Raw genomic sequence first — 16,578 nt, 5'->3', positions numbered from 1 at the left:
TGGGAGTGAAATCGAGCAACGACCGCGCGACGGCCGTCGCCATTACCGCACTCAAGACGATGGCGATGACGTTCTGCAGATAGTACTCCGCCAGGAGGATTTCCAACGAGAACATGACGCCCGCCAGCGGCGCGTTGAACGTCCCGGCGATACCCGCCGCCGCACCCGCCGCCACCAGCGTCCGGGTGTAGGCGCTTCGGTCCACGTACCGCCCGAAGAAGGACCCCGCCGCGCTCCCGATTTGGACGATGGGACCCTCACGACCCAGCGACCCGCCGCTACCGATTGCGATGGACGAGGCGACCGTCTTGTACACCGAAATCTTCGGGTCGATTTCGCCGCTCCGAACGAGGATGGATTCGAGGACCTTCGGGACGCCGTGGCCCTTCACTTCCGGCGTCGTCAGTTTGATGATGACGCCCACGATGAGGCCGCCGACGGCGGGCAGGAGGAGGAGTCTGACGGGACCGAGCACCGACAGTATCGAAAAGGCGTTCGGAACCGGGACGAGCACGAACTCGACGCTCCCCGGATTGAGCGCCGGGCCGTAGAAGACCTCTTGGACGACCCAGATGGCGAACCGGAAGAACACCGCGCCGAGTCCGGCGATAATCCCGATTGCGAGCGCCAACACCACCATTCGAAGGTCGCTGTCCGCCGGAAGCGACCGGAGGGACGGCGGGGAGAGGGGCGAACGAACCTCCCCTAACATGGACTCGTCGCTCGCCGCCTCCTCGCTCCCGTCCCCTCCACCCATAGAGAGCATCACGACCGGGAGCCGCTACACTCTTGTGGTCGGTTTTACGAAAATCACCCCCCTATCAGCTCTCGGTTACGCCAACGAGACGACTGCATCGAGCGTGATGCGAATCGCGCGCTCGACGTTGTTCTTCGCCTTCTCGGGCAGTTCGTCGTCCTCGGTGTCGGTTCCCTTCTGGGTCCCCTTCACGAGGTTGCCGTCCACGGTGCAGATGGCCCCCGAGCGCATGCCCTTGCGTCGCGCGACGGAGAAGACCGCGGCCGCTTCCATCTCGACTGAGAGGATGTTCGCCTCTTCCCACGACCGGACGTACTCGTCGGTTTCCGCGTAGAACGCGTCGTCGGACGCGATCGGGCCGACGTGAACGTCCTCGTCGTTCGATTCCGCGGAATCGACCAGCGCCGAGAGGACGTGATAGTCCGGCACCGCCGGGTAGGTGTCCTCCTCGTAGCGACGGGTCGTCCCCTCGTCTTTCGCCGCGCCCGTGGCGACGACCATATCGCCGATTTCGATGTCCGTCTGGAGCGCACCCGTCGTCCCGACGCGGATGACGGTTTCGACGCCGACGGCGTGCATCTCCTCGATGGCGATGGTCGCCGACGGACAGCCGATTCCGGTCGAACAGATGGTCAGCGGCGTCCCCTCGTACTCCGCGTTGACGACCTTGTACTCGCGGTTCTCGGAGACGACCTCCGAGGAGTCACACTGCGCCGCGATTCGGTCCACGCGCCCCGGGTCGCCGGGAATCAGCGCGATGTCGTTCAGGTCGCCCTCGTCAACGAGTAGGTGCGGTTGCATTGCCATGGACGAGGAGTTTTGGGGTGAGGTAGAAAAGATTAGCTGTAGCGCGTCAGGATGTCGTGTTCCTCGCGGATGAGTTCGCCGATACCGTGTTTCATCACTGCTTTTCCGAGCGAGGTGGCGACGTAGTACGAGTACAGACCGTCAGCACCGCGCTCCTTTCGTTTCCGGTTCGCCACCAATCCGACGTCCACGAGTTCGTCCAGATGGTAGTGAAGCGAGTTCGATTTGATGTCGAGCGCGTCGGCGAGTTCCGTGGCACTCTGCTCGCCCTCTCGGAGGAGTTCCGCGAGGATTCGATAGCGCGATTCTTCGCCGATTGCACGTTGCATGGCGAGGTAGTCCTCCAAGTCGAGGACGCTGTTTTCGGGGAGTTTGGGGACGTCGTACCGTTCTGCTTTGGACATGGGTGAAGTATGCGAACGTATTTTTCAAGTATCGCTACGCCTTTGATATCTTAGACATCTTAGACCCTACTACGAGATGAATGTTCTTAACGCTTCTTGAGTCAATCATTCCTGAAACCATCGCTATTTATAAGTAGCAAGATTCCGTTCAGTTCGGTAGATGCGAGAAAAGCTCTCAGAACTTCTCGAAAACAACCGCTCAGCGGTCCTCCATCGGCAATTTCTCATCTACGTCATGGGGCCGTACAAATCACATGCCACCGAGGACGCCGAGATGTTCGACTTCCTCGAAACCGTACGTGATGACTTGCGACGAGAGGGCTACAATGCGTTTCTCGCTACCAACCCGGAAATCCCGCTCGATGAGATGGACGCCGGAACACAGAGTCTCGAATTCGCACGGGCTAGCAACGTCGTGTTGTTCGTCGTTCCGAATCACGGGAAAAATCTCGGCGTCGGTATCGAGGTCGGTGCGGTGCTCGAAGACATGAGTGAAAAACAGCGCGAACGGGTGTTGTTTCTACATCAAAAAGGGATGAGCAGTGCGATGATCGGGTCGATTGGCGACCGGTGGGACGCTTCCGTTCGGACATTTGAGGACGAATCGGAATTACTCGACGAAACGCGTCTCTTCATCCGTGATGTGATGCGAAAAGAAGGAAACGGAGAGTTGGAGCCGTTTCCGAGGTCCGATCGGTAGTTCATTCCGGCCTTTCGGACGATTACCGATTCTCGAACGAAACGGAAAACGAGATTCTTCACCGAGCACCGAGTCGAAAATAGACCCGTCTACGGCAGATACCGAACGCTCACCGTTCCGTCCTCGGACCTGACTTCGACGCGGTTCACGCCGAGTCGGGCCGCGCGCGAGAGCGTTCCCTCGTCGTCCAGCACGTCGGCCACGGCGTCTTCGGTTTCCTCCGGCGGAACAGATAGAACGTGAATCTCGCCGATTCCGGCGCGTTCGGTGCGTTCCAAGTCGCCAACCTCCTGTTCGTCGGCGATGTCTCGCTCGTGACTCGTCGGCGGTTCGTCGCTCTCGTGGACCGTGAGGGACCGTCGTTCGTCGATTTCGACGGCGGTCCACGTCACCTCCATCGGGGGTTCGGGTTCGACCGTGGCCTCGATGGCGTCGTCCGCTTCGACGCCGGGGTTGCTCGAAAGGGTGTGTACCTGTCCGTCGTGAACGTCCTTGAGCACCGCCGAGTCGTCTTCGGCGTGGGTGACGAGGAACGTGCTCGTCTTCTCGGTCATGGCAGGTGGTACGTCGCGGTTCCTTTTCCGGGTTGCGCTCCCGTCCGCTACTTGAGGAACCGATGGAGGGCGTAGATGAACAGCGCCGAGACGATGGGCGGGACGAGGCCGGACAGTTGCGGGAGCGAGTAGAGAAAGCTCCCGAGGGCACCGGCGTTCGCCGACTGGTACTGTGCCGGAACGGAGATGATGACCCCGACGTACAGCGAGAGCAGGAAGAGGACGCCCGAGAGCGCGAGAATCGTGTCGTAGCGGGCGTCTTCGCCTTCGTCGCGTCGGTGCCGACGCGCCACGAACAGGACGGGCGCGAACAGCGGTCCGAGGACGAAGAGCGCGATGACGCCGAGGAAGGCGTTCGAGGTCGTCTCCAGCGCGGAGTGACCGAGCGTGAGGTAGAACCAGCGAACCAGTGCGAGGACGAACGCGAACCCGAGGATGACCCCGAGAACGAAGCTGAGAAGGACGTACAGCCGGAAAACGAGCGAGTCGGAGACGCGGAAACTGTAGCGGAACGCGCCAAGCAACCCGGAGTAGTCGTCCTCACCGGCAGTAGCGGCGTCGGTCATCACCCGACACTCGGACTCGCGCGAAGGTAAATGGCGCGACTTCGGGTCGGGAGGACGAACGGGACGACTTCGAGTCGGGAGGACCGACAGTACGATTTCGTGTCGAACGATTTCCGAAGAACGTTTGAAACGGATGGTTCTCTATAGCGGTATGAGCACTGACAACGCCGCCAACTCGTCGGGCGGAGCCGCCAACGAGAGCGCCGAAACCGACGAGCGACACAAGAACGCTCGCCAGAACGTCGTCGCCGTGGACGGCGACGACAACGAACTCGAAATCGTGAACCGTCTCGACGCCCACATGGGCGACGGCATCCGCCATCGAGCGTTCACCGCGCTCATCTTCGACGACGACGACAACATCCTCCTCGCACAGCGTTCGCCGACGAAGCGCCTCTGGGACACCTACTGGGACGGTACCGTCGCGTCTCACCCCGAACCCGGCCAATCCCAAGAGGAGGCCACGCGCCAGCGCCTCGAAGAAGAACTCGGCATCTCGCCCGACCAGTACGACGACCTGCGCGTGACGGATAAGTTCGAGTACAAGCGCTACTACCCGCAGGAGGGCGTCGAACACGAGGTCTGTTCCGTCCTCAAACTCACCCTGAAGGACAAATCGCTCGACCCCGTTGAGGAAGAAGTCGGCGGCGTGATGTGGGTTCCCTACGAGCGCCTGCACGAGAACCCGCGCTGGTACCGTCAGCTTCGCCTGTGTCCGTGGTTCGAAATCGCCATGCGACGCGACTTCGAATAGCCGTCCGATTCGCATTCGATTCGCATTCGATTCGCGTTCCGTTTTTTCGAGTCGTTTTCTCACGTCGTCAGCGATGCCGGTGAGGATACCGTCGAACATCCGTGGTATCGTCTGGCAGAGTATCAAAAGAGCATTATTTCGGCGTGTGAAACCGCTGTGACGAATGAGTCGCGTTCGAGACCTCACGCCCGACGATGCCCGCGAACTGACCGACCTCTACGAGGAGTACGAGTGGTGGGAAGACCGAGAGGTGGACGGGGTTCGAAACGCGCTCTCCGAGACGGAGGTCGCCGTCGGCATCGAGTTCGAGGCTCCGGGGAAGCCCCGTGACGGCGACCTCGTGGCCGCCGCGCGGGTGTTGACCGACTACACGTACTACGCGAACGTCTTCGACGTGATAGTGGCCACCGACCCGCCGCGGCGAAGGGTTCGGTAAGATACTCATGGAAGCCGTCGTGGACCACCCCGACCTACAGAGCGTCGTCGGTCTCTCGCTGCTCTGTCGCCGTGGACTGGTGCCCTACTACGAATCGGTCGGCTTCGAGCTGTTCGACCCCGAGATGGAAGTCCCCGAAGGCGGCGTCGAGACGCTGGTTCGAATGACGTACCGGCAGACCGACTGACGTAGTTGTCACTCCGTCTCGAATCGAAATAGGGGAAAACGCGGCGAAAACGTGCGTCGCTCAGTTCCCGCGGCCCTGCATCTTCTCTTCTTCGGGCAGGTCCACGTTGGCTTCGCCCTTCATGCCCGAGCCGATGTCCTTACTAATCTCGGCGAGGCGCTCCGGGTCATCCCAGTTGTTCGTCGCTTCCACGATGGCGTTGCCCATCAGCACGGGGTCCTCTGCACCGAAGATACCCGACCCGACGAAGATGCCGTCGCAGCCGTGGTGCATCATCAGCGCCGCGTCCGCGGGCGTGGCGATGCCACCCGCCGCGAAGTTGACGACGGGGAGACGGCCCGCTTCGGCGGTTTCGTGGACGAGTTCCGCGGGGGCTTCGAGTTCGCGGGCGAGCATCTCGCGTTCCTCGTGGGTCTTGCCCTGCAGTTCCCGAATCGCGCCCTTGATGGTGCGCTGGTGGTGGACGGCCTGGTTCACGTCGCCCGTACCGGCCTCGCCCTTGGTTCGGATCATCGCCGCGCCCTCGTTGATGCGGCGAAGCGCCTCGCCGAGGTTACGCGCGCCGCAGACGAACGGCGAGGTGAACTCGCGCTTGTCGATGTGGTACTTCTCGTCCGCCGGGGTGAGCACCTCGGACTCGTCTATCATGTCCACGCCGATGGATTCGAGGATTTGGGCCTCGGTCGTGTGACCGATTCGCGCCTTGCCCATCACCGGGATGGACACTTCGTCGATGATCTCCTCGACGTCGGCGGGGTCGGCCATCCGCGCCACGCCGCCGCGCTTTCGGATGTCCGCCGGGACGGCTTCGAGCGCCATGACGGCGACCGCGCCCGCGTCCTCCGCGATGCGAGCCTGTTCTGGGTTCACGACGTCCATGATGACGCCGCCTTTCTGCATGCGGGCGAACCCGCGCTTGACCAGTTCCGTGCCGCGCTTCAGTTCCTCGATGTCGGTTGGCTCTGCCATGCATGCCCCTAACGAAGGGGAGGGTTAAGACGTACCGATTGCGGAACGGCTGATCCGGTGACACGCCAATCGAAGCCTCTTTGCCCCGACAATTCCTCGCCGTGGGTATGACGACCCTCCCGCCGCTTGAGGACCTCCCGTGGTACGTCGCACCGCTTCCCCAATGGCTGGAGGATTTCGGCTTGCGAATGGCCTGGCCCATCGTGATAATCAACCTCGTCGGCACCGCGTTCGGCTTCTGGTACTACGGCTTTCACCCGTACCCGTTTTCCGACCCGCTAATGACGTGGCAGTTCGGCGTCGAACCGGCCGTCATGTGGCCCTTCGTCCCCGACAGTCCGATGGCGACGCTGTTCATCGCGCTGTCGCTCGCCCTGTGGAAACTCGGGCGGAACAACGAGTGGGTGAACATGCTCGCCTTCTTCGGATGCATCAAACTCGGCCTGTGGACGCCGTTCGTGCTGGCCACGTTCTTCTCGGGATTCATCGGCGTCGGCTGGCCGATGTACGCCTTCCTGTTCTGTAGCCACCTCGCCATGGTCGTCGAGGCGTTCCTCATCCACCGCTACAGCGACTTTCCGGTCGGTGCCGTCTTCGTCGCCGTCGTCTGGTACGGCTTCAACGACCTCGTTGACTACTTCGTTCCCATCGTCGGCACGCCCCACCACACCGGCCTCCCGGCCCAACAAATCCTCGCCGCGGGATACAGCCACCCGTCGCCGACCCACGAAATCGCGGCGGCCGGTGCGGTCGTCATCACCCTGCTGGCGACGTTCCTGGCGCTCACGACGCGAGTGGAGAAGTTGGAGGCGGGGACGATAGAAGTAGAGCGATAGGAACGGAACGAGAGAGACGAGATGACGAAAACGAGACGAGAAGTCACGACCAGCGTTCGGTGTTCTCGGGACGTGTCAGTTGGAAACCGGAGGAATCAGTGAGATGGGAGAGAAATCAGTATCGAAACAGCTGTTCTAGTAGTATTCGATAGTATTCAGTAGTATCCAGTATATTTTAGTAGAACACCGTCGAAATTCGTTCCATGCCCATCGACAGAGACGAGTTTCGACACCTGCCGGACGCCGCGCTCGACATTCGACAAGGGACCAACGCCCACCGCGTGATGTCGTTTCTCGCCGTGAACGACCGGCAGGCGTTCACTCGGTCCGAGGTGCGCGACGGCATGGACATACCGGACGGCAGCGTCGGCCCGGTGTTGAGCCAGTTGGCCGACGACGAACTGGTCGAACACCGCGGACAGTACTGGACGCTCGCGACGGAACAGTTGGAGGCGGCGGGCGAAGAGGGATTCCTCGACGACCTCCGCGAGCAGTGGAAGGAGTACCTGTAGAAGGAAAATCGACCGACGAAGCTGTCCTACGCGTCCCCGTTCGTGTGTGCCCGCACCCACAGTTCCCCGATTCGTGAGAGTCGGGTGCGGTAGGATTTGCCCTCCTCTTCCTGTTCGATGTAGCCCTTTCCGCCCGGTCCGAGGCGGTCAACGTTGTAGATGACCTTCGAGCGGAAGCTGTCGGTGTACTCCTCGTTCAGGTCGCGGGCCAAGGTCTGGGCGAGTTCGCTCACGCTCTCGAACTGGCCGTGGTCGCCGAGCGTGAACAGGATGAGTTCCTCGAACGGCTTGACGTTCGAGAACGAGGCGACCGGCAGTTCCACGATGTGTCCCGAGCCGACGCGCTTCGCACCGATGGTCGTCCCGCGCTCGTCGAACTCCGAGAGCAGGTCGCGGGCGCGTTCGAGGTGGGTTTCGATGCTCCCTTCGTCCACCTCGCCGTTCAAGACGGATTCGAGCAAGTCGGTCTCCCCGCGGAGTTCCTCGGCGAGTTCCGTCTCCAGATACTTCTCCGGGGCGGTGTAGTAGGTGTGAATCCGCTCGCGGTCCTCCTGCCGTTCGACCATGATGGAGTGGGCGGCGGTGGCGAACGCGAAGCTGACCGTTCGGGGCATGGCGCTGACGTTCACCCACACCTCGCCGCCGCCGTCGAGTTCGGCGTTGATGCGGTCGTAGGCCTGCTCGAACGCGGTGTCGTAGTCGTACACGTCCTCGATGACCACGCGCTCGGTTTCCGCGCCGAGCAGGTTCTCGAAGTCCTTGCCGAGTTTGCGAGAGAGGTTCCGCGAGTATTCGACGTTGGCCTCGCTGCCCACCGCGCCCTCCAAGAGGATGACGCGGTCCACGTCGAGTTGGTCGCGCACGAGCGGCGCGATGAGCCGGTCGTAATCGAACCCGACCGGGACGATGTGTGTCTGCATGGGCGGGGATTCTCGGGAAACGGGTTTAAAGTCGTCGTCAACGCGTTTGGGGGATGCGTGGGAGATTTTTCGAAATCGCTACCTACTCGGTACGACGAGAGGTTCCCGCTGAGGTTGCGACGGCAACGACTACGATGAAAGTCTCGAAAGCCCCCATCCGGTCGCTACGAGTTGAACATGAGTCTGGATGAGACGACAACGAAATCACCGAGGAGACGTTTTCGAAAGCCTCCGTCCGGTCGCGGTCGCTGTGCGGGATATTCGTGCTCTCCGCACAGCCCGCACGAATACTGGCCCGCACAGCAGACCACGTAAACGCGACCGGGCGGCCCCTTTCAGTCCTCCCACAACACCGCACCGCGACAACCACGTCCTCCCCAACCGATTGCGCTCCTCACTTCGTTCCGGTGCTCATCCCTCGCGTGATAACTAACAGGCCCTCGGACGTGAAGTCCTCGGGCCTGCTGGCGCACGCGCCGGGGTGGAAAGCCCAGTTTCGTGTACCCGACTTGTCGCTGTGGCGCGCGCTGGCGGGACGGCGAGGACAGCGAGGTTTCTTCGAAACGTCGAAAGTGAGCGGCGTCGCCGCGAACCATCTCGTCCGAGCCGTCTCGCTGAAACGTGCGAGGGATGAGCGAAGCGAATCGGCTGGGGAGGGGGTGGCCGATGCGGTGCTGTTTGTGTGGGTGGATTGAAAGGAGCCGCCCGGTCGCGCTTGCGTGGTTGGTGTGCGGGCAACTATTCTGGCCGAACGTGGCGGAGAGGCCAGAATATCCCGCACAGCGGTCACATGAACGGACGTGAATGTGACCACAAAAGTCGCACACCCGCGAACGAAGTGAGCAGGAACGTCTTCCGACGACCGCGAGCGGGCGGGGGCTTTCTGGAACTTCAAAACCCCGCTATCGTCGTCCGAGTCGAAACCAAAACGAGAGCGACGTGCGGAAACCGGTGAAACAGAATTCACGGACGTGCGCCGAGAAAAACGAATTTCTGCTAGTCGGCGTGGAGGTCGAAGTAGAGGTCCGTCTCCTCGCTCGGAGCGGCCGCGGTCAGAGCGGAAACCGAGACGGTCAGCACGAGTCCGAGGAGCATGCCGACGATGGACGCGAGCCACCCGCCGTAGGTGTCCGGCACGAACGGCAGGAACACGCTGGCGAGGTAGAATACTTGACTGCCGAGAAGTCCGGCGAACATCCCAGTTCGCGTCACCCGCTTCCAGTAGAGGGCGACGATGACGGGGAGCGCGAGTTGGGCGAATCCGCCGAACGCGGTACCGCCGATGGTCATGATGGTGCCAGGGGTGTACAGGCTGGCGACGAACGCGGCGATTGCGAAGACGGCGACGCCGATGCGTCCGAGGGTGTCCTCCCAGCTATCGCTGGCGTTCGGATTGACGAACGGGCGGTAGAGGTCGCGGGTGAAGTACGACGACCCGGAGAGGAGCATGGAGTCCGACGAGGACATCATCGCGGCCATGGCACCCGCGATGACCAGTGCCGCGAACCACGCGGGTGCGTACTCGGAGAGCACGATGGGAAGGACGTTGCCGTTCTCCGGCACGTCGATTGGGAGGCCGCGCGCCCACGCGCCGAGCATGAACGCGGGGACGAACAGCAGGACGACGAGAATCGGCCACAGCGAGAACGTGCGCTTCAGGACTTTCTTCGACCGGGCGACGAAGAAGCGCTGGTTGACCTGCGGGAACATCGCCACGCCGAACGCGATGCCGATGGCCTGCGAGAGCATCCATTGGGGCGAGTACGGGACACCGCCGAGCGAGAGGAATTCGGGGTTCGATTCGGCCATCCCCGCGGTCGCAGCGCTCATCCCCTCGAACTCGGTGAGCGCCCAGAGCGTGGCGGCCCAGACCATGACGAGCATGAACGCGCCCTGCAGGGTGTCCGTCCACGCGATGCCGCGCATCCCCGAGAGGACGACGTAGGCGATGATGAACACCGTCACGAGGCCCGCGCCCATCGCGTAGGAGAGTTCGCCACCCGTCAGGGCTTCCAGCGCGGTTCCGGCCCCGACCTGCTGGAGCATCACGTAGGGGAACAGCCAGAAGAGACTGATTGCGGCGACGAGGCCGCGGAGTGCGGGCGATCCGAACCGGTCACCGAGCATCTCGCCGAGCGTGACGTAGCCGTGTTCGCGTCCGAGGAGCCACTGCTTGTAGCCGACGGCGTACCAGAGGACGGCGAACAGCACGCCGTCCATCAGGCCCATGACGAGAATCCACTCCGGGCCGGACCCGTAGGCGACGTTCGGGCCGCCGAAGAACGTGAACGCCGACAGCAGGGTCGCGAAGGTCGTGAACAGCAGGACGACGGTTCCGAAGGTTCGACTGGCGAGGTAGTAATCCTCCGCGGTTCGGTCGGTCAGCCGATACGCGAGCAGCCCGATCAACAGCGAGAGGACGAGATAGCCGCCGATGATGCCCAACTGGAGCGTCGTGTCGCTCATGCTCCCTCCTCGATGCCGATGCCCCACGCGCGGTTCGCGAACACCGTGAAGACGAGCGACACCACGACCATCCAGCCGATGTGCCACCAGAGCCACACCGGCAAGCCGTACGCGACCCGCCCGTCGCCCCAGAGGAACCACGGAATAGTGAGCGCGATGAGCACCGCGAACACGACCGTCCAACCGATTCGCCCGAGATTGCTAATCATTATCCGAACGTATGAACCGACGGTGATAAGAGTTGCCAAAAATATTCGGAGGTCGATTTCGAAGAGAATTCCTCTTCGAAATCCGGGTTCGTATCCGTCGCGTCGATGCCGTTTCGACGGAATGAAATCGAGACGGGGAACGGCCGTTGCAGGGAGAACAACCAATAAAGCCGTCGGGGTAGCACGTAGAACCCATGACGCGAACCGCGATTCAACTGTACACGCTCCGTGAACTGAACGAACCGCTCCCCGACCTGCTCGCACGGGTCGGTGAGGCTGGCTTCGACGGCGTGGAGTTTGCGGGGTTGGGCGACGCGAACCCGGCGGCCGTCGCCGACGCGCTGGACGAAGCGGGATTGGAAGCCGCCGCGGCCCATGTCCCTATCGGCGAGTTGGAGGACGACCCCGGACGAGTCGCACGCGAGTACCATCGACTCGGCTGTGAGTGGGTAGTCGTTCCCTACCTCGAGGGCGCGCACTTCGAGAGCCGGGAGGCGGCGACTCGAACGGCCCGCCGATTGGACGAACTCGCGGCGCGGATGGAGGGACACAGCACCTCGCTCGGCTACCACAACCACGACCACGAGTTCGCGTCGGTGGACGGGGAAACCGGCTTCGAGGTCTTCCTTTCGGAGTCGGAAGTCGAAATCGAACTCGACATCGGATGGGCCGTCGCGGCGGGGGCGGACCCGCGTTCGCTCCTCCGGTCGCTGGGCGACCGCGTTCCGCTCGTCCACGTCAAGGACACGCACGACGGGGAGCCGGTCGAACTCGGGGACGGCGACGTGGACCTGACCGCTTGTGTGGCTACGGCGAAGGAAGTCGGGGCGGATTGGCTCGTCTACGAACACGATAACCCGGCCGACCCGCTCGCGTCACTCGCCCACGGTGCGGAACGCCTTCGGGAGTTGAACGGGTAACGAACCCCCCATCAGTCAAATTCAAACCGGCAATGAATTTAGTCGAAATAATGCGGTAAAATCGCCGGACGGAACCCCCGTGACGACAGGTATTTGGGCGTCGGAGCGCCACAATGAGACGTATCCATGGCAACGCTCATGGACGCATCACAATCACGCCCTCCCCGAGGGCAGTTCATCACTCATGGACGATACAGCGAAATACCTCATTCACGCAGACATTACCGCCGACGGGGTGGTAGAACGCAGTGACGTCGTTGGGGCGATCTTCGGCCAGACCGAAGGTCTGCTCGGCGACGACCTCGATTTACGCGACCTCCAACAGTCATCCAAAGTCGGCCGTATCGACGTTCACATCGAGAGCGAACACGGGCAGTCGTTCGGCACCATCACCATCGCCAGCAGCCTCGATAAAGTAGAGACGGCGATTCTGGCGGCCTCGCTCGAAACCATCGAACGCGTCGGCCCGTGTCGGGCCAGCGTGAGCATCGCCAGCATCGAAGACGTCCGGGCCGCGAAACGCCGCGAAGTGGTCGACCGCGCCAAGGACCTGCTCTCCTCTTCGTTCGACGACAGCGTGATGACCAGCCAGGAGATTCTGGACGAAGTTCGCCAGAGCATCCGCGTCGAGGACATCACCGAATACGAAGGGTTTCCCGCGGGACCGAACGTCACCGACAGCGACGCCATCATCGTCGTGGAAGGCCGGGCCGACGTCCTGACGCTCCTCCGATACGGCATCAAGAACGCCATCGCGGTGGAGGGGACGAACGTCCCCGACACCGTCGCGGACCTCACGCAGGAGCGGACGACCACGGCGTTCCTCGACGCCGACCGAGGCGGCGACCTGATTCTGAAGGAACTCGACCAAGTGGGCGACATCGATTACGTCGCCGTCGCGCCGCGGGGGACGTCCGTCGAGGACCTCTCGCGCGACGAAGTGATGGCGTCCCTCCGACAAAAGCGACGGTTCGAACGGTTCGAATCCGACGGGACCGTGATGGCCGCGACCGACGGCAGCACGCTCCCCGCACCCGAAACCGAGAGCGAAACGGTGCCCCACCCGATGAAACCGTCGGGCGAGGCGGACCGCGACGAACCAGAACGCGAGAGTGAAGACAGCGAGAGCGGACGCGTCGGGGAAGCCGACGCGCCGGAAGAACCCGACTCGACCGACGAAATCGACACTTCGACCGCCGACTCGGAATCGACGGCCGACGATTCGGAGTCGGACGTCGCGGAGCACGTTGACGAACGCGATGCGTCCGAAACCGTCGCCGAACCGCGCGCCGAACGCGAACCGATGACGCTTCGCGGGCACGCGAAAGCGGTCATCGACGGCAAAACGGACACCGTGCGACTGCTGGACGACGATTTCGGCGTCCTCGCGGACGCACCGGCGGACGAAGCGTTTGCAACCATCGAAGACTCGGCGACCGTCCCGCACGCCGTCGTCATCGACGGCAGCCTGAGCCAGCGAATCCTCGACGTGTCCGCCCAGCGCGGCGTCGAGCAGATTATCGCCCGAGAGGAGGGCGAGTTCGTCAAAAAGCCGACGACCGTCCGCATCATCACCGCGGACGACCTCCTGAACGAGTAATCCTCACAACCGCTTTTCGAACAGCAATCCATCGCCGCCGTCGGCGTAGTAGTCCGGTTCCCGCCCGCGGCGTTCGAATCCCAGCGACTCGTAGAGCGACCGTGCGACGTCGTTTTCTTCGTGTACCGTCAGCGAAACGCGGTTACAACCTCGGTCGCGGGCCATGTCCACCGTCGCGCCGAGGAGTCGCGTCGCCCGCCCCTCCCCGCGGTGTGCGGGTTCCACGACGAGTTCGGCGACGTAGGCGTCGTCCGCGACCATGGTAAGAACGTAGCCGACCGGCACGCCGTCGGCCGTCGAGACGAGGACCGACCCGGCCCCGGAAATCGCCGTTTCGAGGAGTCCCGGCGTCGGTTCGGGAAGCCACGTCCGAATCCGTTGTAGCCGCGGACGGTCGTCCGGTGTGGCGGGTCGAATCACGCCGCCAGACCCACCAGCAACGCGAGTCCGGCACCGAGGAGCGCCCCCGAGAGGGTTGCGAGGAAGTTGACGCTCTGGTTGCCGAGTCCCTCACCTTCGACCGTCGCGCCGAGGAGGCTATCGACCGTCATGCCGCCGATACCGGCCAGCGCGATGACAGCACCGCCGAGCGGACCGATGGACCCGAACAGCGCGACGGCGATGAGCGCGACGATTGTCGCGCCGGACGCCCCGGCCACCTCGCCTTGCCACGTCACGCCGCCGTCGGTTCCGGGTTCGACCGGTTGCCACGTCGTGATGAGTCGCGGATTGTCGAAGACGCCGCCGATTTCGCTCGATAAGGTGTCGCTCATGGCGGCCGCAATGCTCCCCGCGAAGGCGAAGAGGAAGACGGCTTCCGAAACGGGGAGCCGGTCGCTGGCGGCGAACGCGAGGACGGCGACCAGCGCAACGGCAGCGTTCCCGAGGACGTTGCCACCGCCGCGCGCGCCCTCGTTGGCTTCCGCGACGCCGTTCTCTCGCTTCTGCTCGTACCTGAACTTCGTCGACAGTCCGCCCAGCGCGAAAAAGGAGATGAGGACGGCGAACCACGGGTAGCCGCCGAGGACGATGGTGAGCAACGCGAGGAGGATGCCGGTGAGCATGCCGGTCACGGACGCCGTATCGAGCGCCCACGAGACGTAGCCGAAGCCGACAGTGATGGCGATTGCGAGCACGATGTCGAGTTCCGTCACGGTCATCGTGAGGTCGGTGAAGAGCCACAGCAGGAGTGCGACGGAGAACATCACCAACGGGTCGTCGCGCTCGAAGAGGACCGACCGAAGTAGCCCGGCCAACAGCGCGCCGCTCGCGGCGAGGAAGACGATTTCGGGAATCGCCGGTTCGACGGGACTGCCTTGGACGCTTCGGACGAATACCTGTGCGACGGCGGCCGCGAAGAACCCGCCGACCGTGAACCCGGCCGTTGCGGTGATAGTCGCGTTGCTCCGGGTTCTGACGAGCTGTTCCGTCAGATTTCCGTAGGCGAGCAGGCAGACGGCGGCGGCGAAGACGCTCGTCGGTAAATCGACGAGCATGACGAGCATGGCGAGTCCGGCGGTCGCAAAGGAGAACGCGGCGAGTCCGCGCAATCGTCCTTCACTGCGGTCGCTCGGCCGTGCGAAGAGGTCGAACAACGGGCCGTCGTCGATGACGAGCGCGACCGCACCGACCGCGGCGAACAGCGCCGCCACACCCGCAACCAGCACCGATGCGGCGAGGGATAACGTGGCGATAGCCGCGAACGCCGCCGCCCGGCGAATGCTCGAAGTCACGAGTTTCGTTTTCGCGGACGGGCACTTAATCTTCCCGAACGGCGCAGGGCGTGACGTTTAAGCGTCGATAGCGGCAACCTAGCCGCAGTGGGACTTTACGACCAGTACCTCACGGCCCGCGTGCGACGACACGATGCCGACCCGCCGAGCCACGTCGCCGTCGTCATCACGGAACGCGATCTGCTGGAACAGGGCGCGTACGAGACGCTCGAATCGTTCTTCCAGTGGGCGTTCGACTACGGGGCAGAACGCATCACGGTCTACGTGAGCGTGCTGGATTCGGGCGCGGTACCGACCCTCGAACGAGAACTGGAGAACGTCCGCGCGCCCCGAGCCATCGCCGTTCGCGGACCCGACGACCTCACACCTGCTGACGCGCCGATTCAGATAAGTATCGGACTCGGCGGCAAACACGAGTTCGCCGAGGCGGTCCGCGCGGTCGCGGAGGACGTGGAGGCCGGGACGGTTTCCGCCGCCGACATCGACGAGTCGGAAATCGAGTCCCGACTGGTCTTCCCGACCGACCCCGACCTCGTTATCAAAACCGGCGCGGAGCGCCTCTCTGACTTCATGATCTGGCAGTCGGTGTACTCCGAACTGTACTTCACCGACGTGAACTGGCGCGATTTCCGCAAACGGGACTATCTGCGCGCGATTTTCGATTACAAGAATCGACAGCGGCGGTTCGGACGGTAGGGTCGCTCAGCTGACGGGACACCTCAGATTTTGGCGTTACAGGGTCCGCTTATATTCCCGACAGCTTCGTCCGCATCCGTTACGTCCCCAATTCTCAAATGGAATCCGACGGTCAAACCGACTGGGATGGGGACGCCGAGCGACGGGACGAGGAGAAGAGCGTATCTCCGAGCGGCCGGTGTCGCGCTCTCGACGGCGGTCGCGGGCTGTGGCGGACGGTCTTCCCCGAGCAAGGAGACCGTCGTGGGTCCGTACCGCGACCGATTCGAGGCGGTCATCGACGTCGGTGAACTGGGCGCGGACGGGACGGGAACCGAGCCTGTCGATGACGTCCTGAACCGGTCGATGCGCGACGGTGCGCTGTTCTACTTTCCGCCCGGAACGTATCGACTCACGGAGCTCGACCTTTCCGGCCGCTCGAACTGTGGGTTCGTCGGCAACGACGCCACGCTGCTCGTTCCACCGGAAGAGCAGGGGAACTGGATCTACGGCGAGCGGGTTCGGAACCTCCTGTTCGACGGGTTCACGTTCGACTACGCGGACTCCGCGGCG

Annotated in this window: 21 protein-coding genes and 1 pseudogene; 11 read left to right on the top strand and 11 right to left on the bottom strand. The window is 63.1% G+C overall.

Translation table 11 applies throughout. The annotated features are described in order from the left end of the window. The 3 genes from BG842_RS05655 to BG842_RS05645 form a co-directional block, all read right to left on the bottom strand. Window positions 1–757, bottom strand: a 757-nt coding sequence (locus tag BG842_RS05655; protein ID WP_139136030.1) for a chloride channel protein, incomplete at its 3' end; no start/stop codon positions are given. Window positions 758–832: 75 nt separating this feature from the next. Then, window positions 833–1,564: a nucleoside phosphorylase gene (locus tag BG842_RS05650; RefSeq protein WP_069450023.1), complete on the bottom strand. Its 732-nt coding sequence runs from the start codon at window positions 1,562–1,564 to the stop codon at window positions 833–835. 32 nt (window positions 1,565–1,596) lie between these two features. Further along, window positions 1,597–1,968: a transcriptional regulator gene (locus BG842_RS05645; RefSeq protein ID WP_069450022.1), complete on the bottom strand. Its 372-nt coding sequence runs from the start codon at window positions 1,966–1,968 to the stop codon at window positions 1,597–1,599. 160 nt (window positions 1,969–2,128) lie between these two features. Here BG842_RS05645 and BG842_RS05640 point away from each other — a divergent pair, with 160 nt between their 5' ends. Further along, window positions 2,129–2,668 (top strand): hypothetical protein, encoded by a 540-nt coding sequence (locus tag BG842_RS05640; RefSeq protein WP_069450021.1) that lies wholly within the window; start codon window positions 2,129–2,131, stop codon window positions 2,666–2,668. Window positions 2,669–2,757: 89 nt separating this feature from the next. Here the strand turns inward: BG842_RS05640 and BG842_RS05635 are convergent, their stop codons facing one another. After that, window positions 2,758–3,222: a DUF5812 family protein gene (locus tag BG842_RS05635; RefSeq protein WP_069450020.1), complete on the bottom strand. Its 465-nt coding sequence runs from the start codon at window positions 3,220–3,222 to the stop codon at window positions 2,758–2,760. A 47-nt stretch (window positions 3,223–3,269) separates the two neighbouring features. Continuing rightward, window positions 3,270–3,788, bottom strand: a complete 519-nt coding sequence (locus BG842_RS05630) for a hypothetical protein (RefSeq protein WP_007976813.1) — start codon at window positions 3,786–3,788, stop codon at window positions 3,270–3,272. Between the two features lie 151 nt (window positions 3,789–3,939). Here BG842_RS05630 and BG842_RS05625 point away from each other — a divergent pair, with 151 nt between their 5' ends. The 3 genes from BG842_RS05625 (at window position 3,940) to BG842_RS31105 (ending at window position 5,165) form a co-directional block, all read left to right on the top strand. After that, window positions 3,940–4,542, top strand: a complete 603-nt coding sequence (locus BG842_RS05625; protein WP_069450024.1) for an NUDIX domain-containing protein — start codon at window positions 3,940–3,942, stop codon at window positions 4,540–4,542. A 163-nt stretch (window positions 4,543–4,705) separates the two neighbouring features. Then, window positions 4,706–4,978 carry a hypothetical protein gene (locus BG842_RS31110; protein ID WP_254662925.1) on the top strand — a complete coding sequence of 91 codons (273 nt, stop codon included), beginning with the start codon at window positions 4,706–4,708 and terminating at the stop codon, window positions 4,976–4,978. 7 nt (window positions 4,979–4,985) lie between these two features. Next, window positions 4,986–5,165, top strand: coding sequence for a hypothetical protein (locus BG842_RS31105; RefSeq protein ID WP_254662924.1), 180 nt, complete (start codon window positions 4,986–4,988; stop codon window positions 5,163–5,165). Window positions 5,166–5,225: 60 nt separating this feature from the next. Here the strand turns inward: BG842_RS31105 and pdxS are convergent, their stop codons facing one another. Continuing rightward, window positions 5,226–6,134 (bottom strand): pyridoxal 5'-phosphate synthase lyase subunit PdxS, encoded by a 909-nt coding sequence (gene pdxS / locus BG842_RS05615; protein WP_007976801.1) that lies wholly within the window; start codon window positions 6,132–6,134, stop codon window positions 5,226–5,228. 107 nt (window positions 6,135–6,241) lie between these two features. Here pdxS and BG842_RS05610 point away from each other — a divergent pair, with 107 nt between their 5' ends. Together BG842_RS05610 and BG842_RS05605 are read left to right on the top strand one after the other, a co-directional pair. Continuing rightward, entirely contained in the window at window positions 6,242–6,970 is a 729-nt protein-coding gene (locus BG842_RS05610) for a DUF1405 domain-containing protein (protein ID WP_069450019.1), read from the top strand. Between the two features lie 203 nt (window positions 6,971–7,173). Beyond that, the gene (locus BG842_RS05605; RefSeq protein ID WP_069450018.1) at window positions 7,174–7,482 is read left to right on the top strand and encodes a hypothetical protein; all 309 of its coding nucleotides are present in this window, start codon (window positions 7,174–7,176) and stop codon (window positions 7,480–7,482) included. A 26-nt stretch (window positions 7,483–7,508) separates the two neighbouring features. Here the strand turns inward: BG842_RS05605 and BG842_RS05600 are convergent, their stop codons facing one another. Continuing rightward, window positions 7,509–8,402 carry a DUF6293 family protein gene (locus BG842_RS05600; protein ID WP_069450017.1) on the bottom strand — a complete coding sequence of 298 codons (894 nt, stop codon included), beginning with the start codon at window positions 8,400–8,402 and terminating at the stop codon, window positions 7,509–7,511. A 422-nt stretch (window positions 8,403–8,824) separates the two neighbouring features. Between BG842_RS05600 and BG842_RS05595 the strand changes: the two genes are divergently transcribed. Beyond that, complete coding sequence (locus BG842_RS05595) at window positions 8,825–9,097, top strand: hypothetical protein (RefSeq protein WP_139136028.1); 273 nt, start codon at window positions 8,825–8,827, stop codon at window positions 9,095–9,097. 301 nt (window positions 9,098–9,398) lie between these two features. On the opposite strand, the gene BG842_RS05590 is transcribed toward BG842_RS05595, so the two are convergent. Beyond that, window positions 9,399–10,868, bottom strand: a complete 1,470-nt coding sequence (locus tag BG842_RS05590) for a sodium:solute symporter (protein ID WP_069450015.1) — start codon at window positions 10,866–10,868, stop codon at window positions 9,399–9,401. Then, window positions 10,865–11,077 carry a DUF3311 domain-containing protein gene (locus tag BG842_RS29600; RefSeq protein WP_175424083.1) on the bottom strand — a complete coding sequence of 71 codons (213 nt, stop codon included), beginning with the start codon at window positions 11,075–11,077 and terminating at the stop codon, window positions 10,865–10,867. Before BG842_RS29600 ends, BG842_RS05590 begins: the two co-directional genes overlap by 4 nt. Before the next feature lie 194 nt (window positions 11,078–11,271). Between BG842_RS29600 and BG842_RS05580 the strand changes: the two genes are divergently transcribed. Continuing rightward, on the top strand, window positions 11,272–11,997 hold the full coding sequence (locus BG842_RS05580) for a sugar phosphate isomerase/epimerase (RefSeq protein WP_069450013.1): 726 nt from the start codon (window positions 11,272–11,274) through the stop codon (window positions 11,995–11,997). A gap of 184 nt (window positions 11,998–12,181) precedes the next feature. Further along, on the top strand, window positions 12,182–13,597 hold the full coding sequence (dnaG, locus tag BG842_RS05575) for a DNA primase DnaG (protein ID WP_069450012.1): 1,416 nt from the start codon (window positions 12,182–12,184) through the stop codon (window positions 13,595–13,597). A gap of 3 nt (window positions 13,598–13,600) precedes the next feature. On the opposite strand, the gene BG842_RS05570 is transcribed toward dnaG, so the two are convergent. Together BG842_RS05570 and BG842_RS05565 are read right to left on the bottom strand one after the other, a co-directional pair. Next, window positions 13,601–14,017: a GNAT family N-acetyltransferase gene (locus BG842_RS05570; protein WP_069450011.1), complete on the bottom strand. Its 417-nt coding sequence runs from the start codon at window positions 14,015–14,017 to the stop codon at window positions 13,601–13,603. Continuing rightward, a complete protein-coding gene (locus BG842_RS05565) occupies window positions 14,014–15,330 on the bottom strand; it encodes a DUF92 domain-containing protein (RefSeq protein ID WP_069450010.1) in 1,317 nt (438 codons plus the stop codon). Before BG842_RS05565 ends, BG842_RS05570 begins: the two co-directional genes overlap by 4 nt. 87 nt (window positions 15,331–15,417) lie before the next feature. Between BG842_RS05565 and BG842_RS05560 the strand changes: the two genes are divergently transcribed. Together BG842_RS05560 and BG842_RS05555 are read left to right on the top strand one after the other, a co-directional pair. Then, window positions 15,418–16,026, top strand: coding sequence for an undecaprenyl diphosphate synthase family protein (locus BG842_RS05560; protein ID WP_069450009.1), 609 nt, complete (start codon window positions 15,418–15,420; stop codon window positions 16,024–16,026). Between the two features lie 126 nt (window positions 16,027–16,152). Next, window positions 16,153–16,578 (top strand): annotated as a pseudogene (locus BG842_RS05555) (glycoside hydrolase family 55 protein); the annotation flags it as partial.

The organism is Haladaptatus sp. W1 (assembly GCF_001723155.1).
Classification (GTDB): domain Archaea; phylum Halobacteriota; class Halobacteria; order Halobacteriales; family Haladaptataceae; genus Haladaptatus; species Haladaptatus paucihalophilus.
Note: the sequence above shows the minus strand (reverse complement) of the source record. Positions and strands in the feature narration are given on the sequence as shown.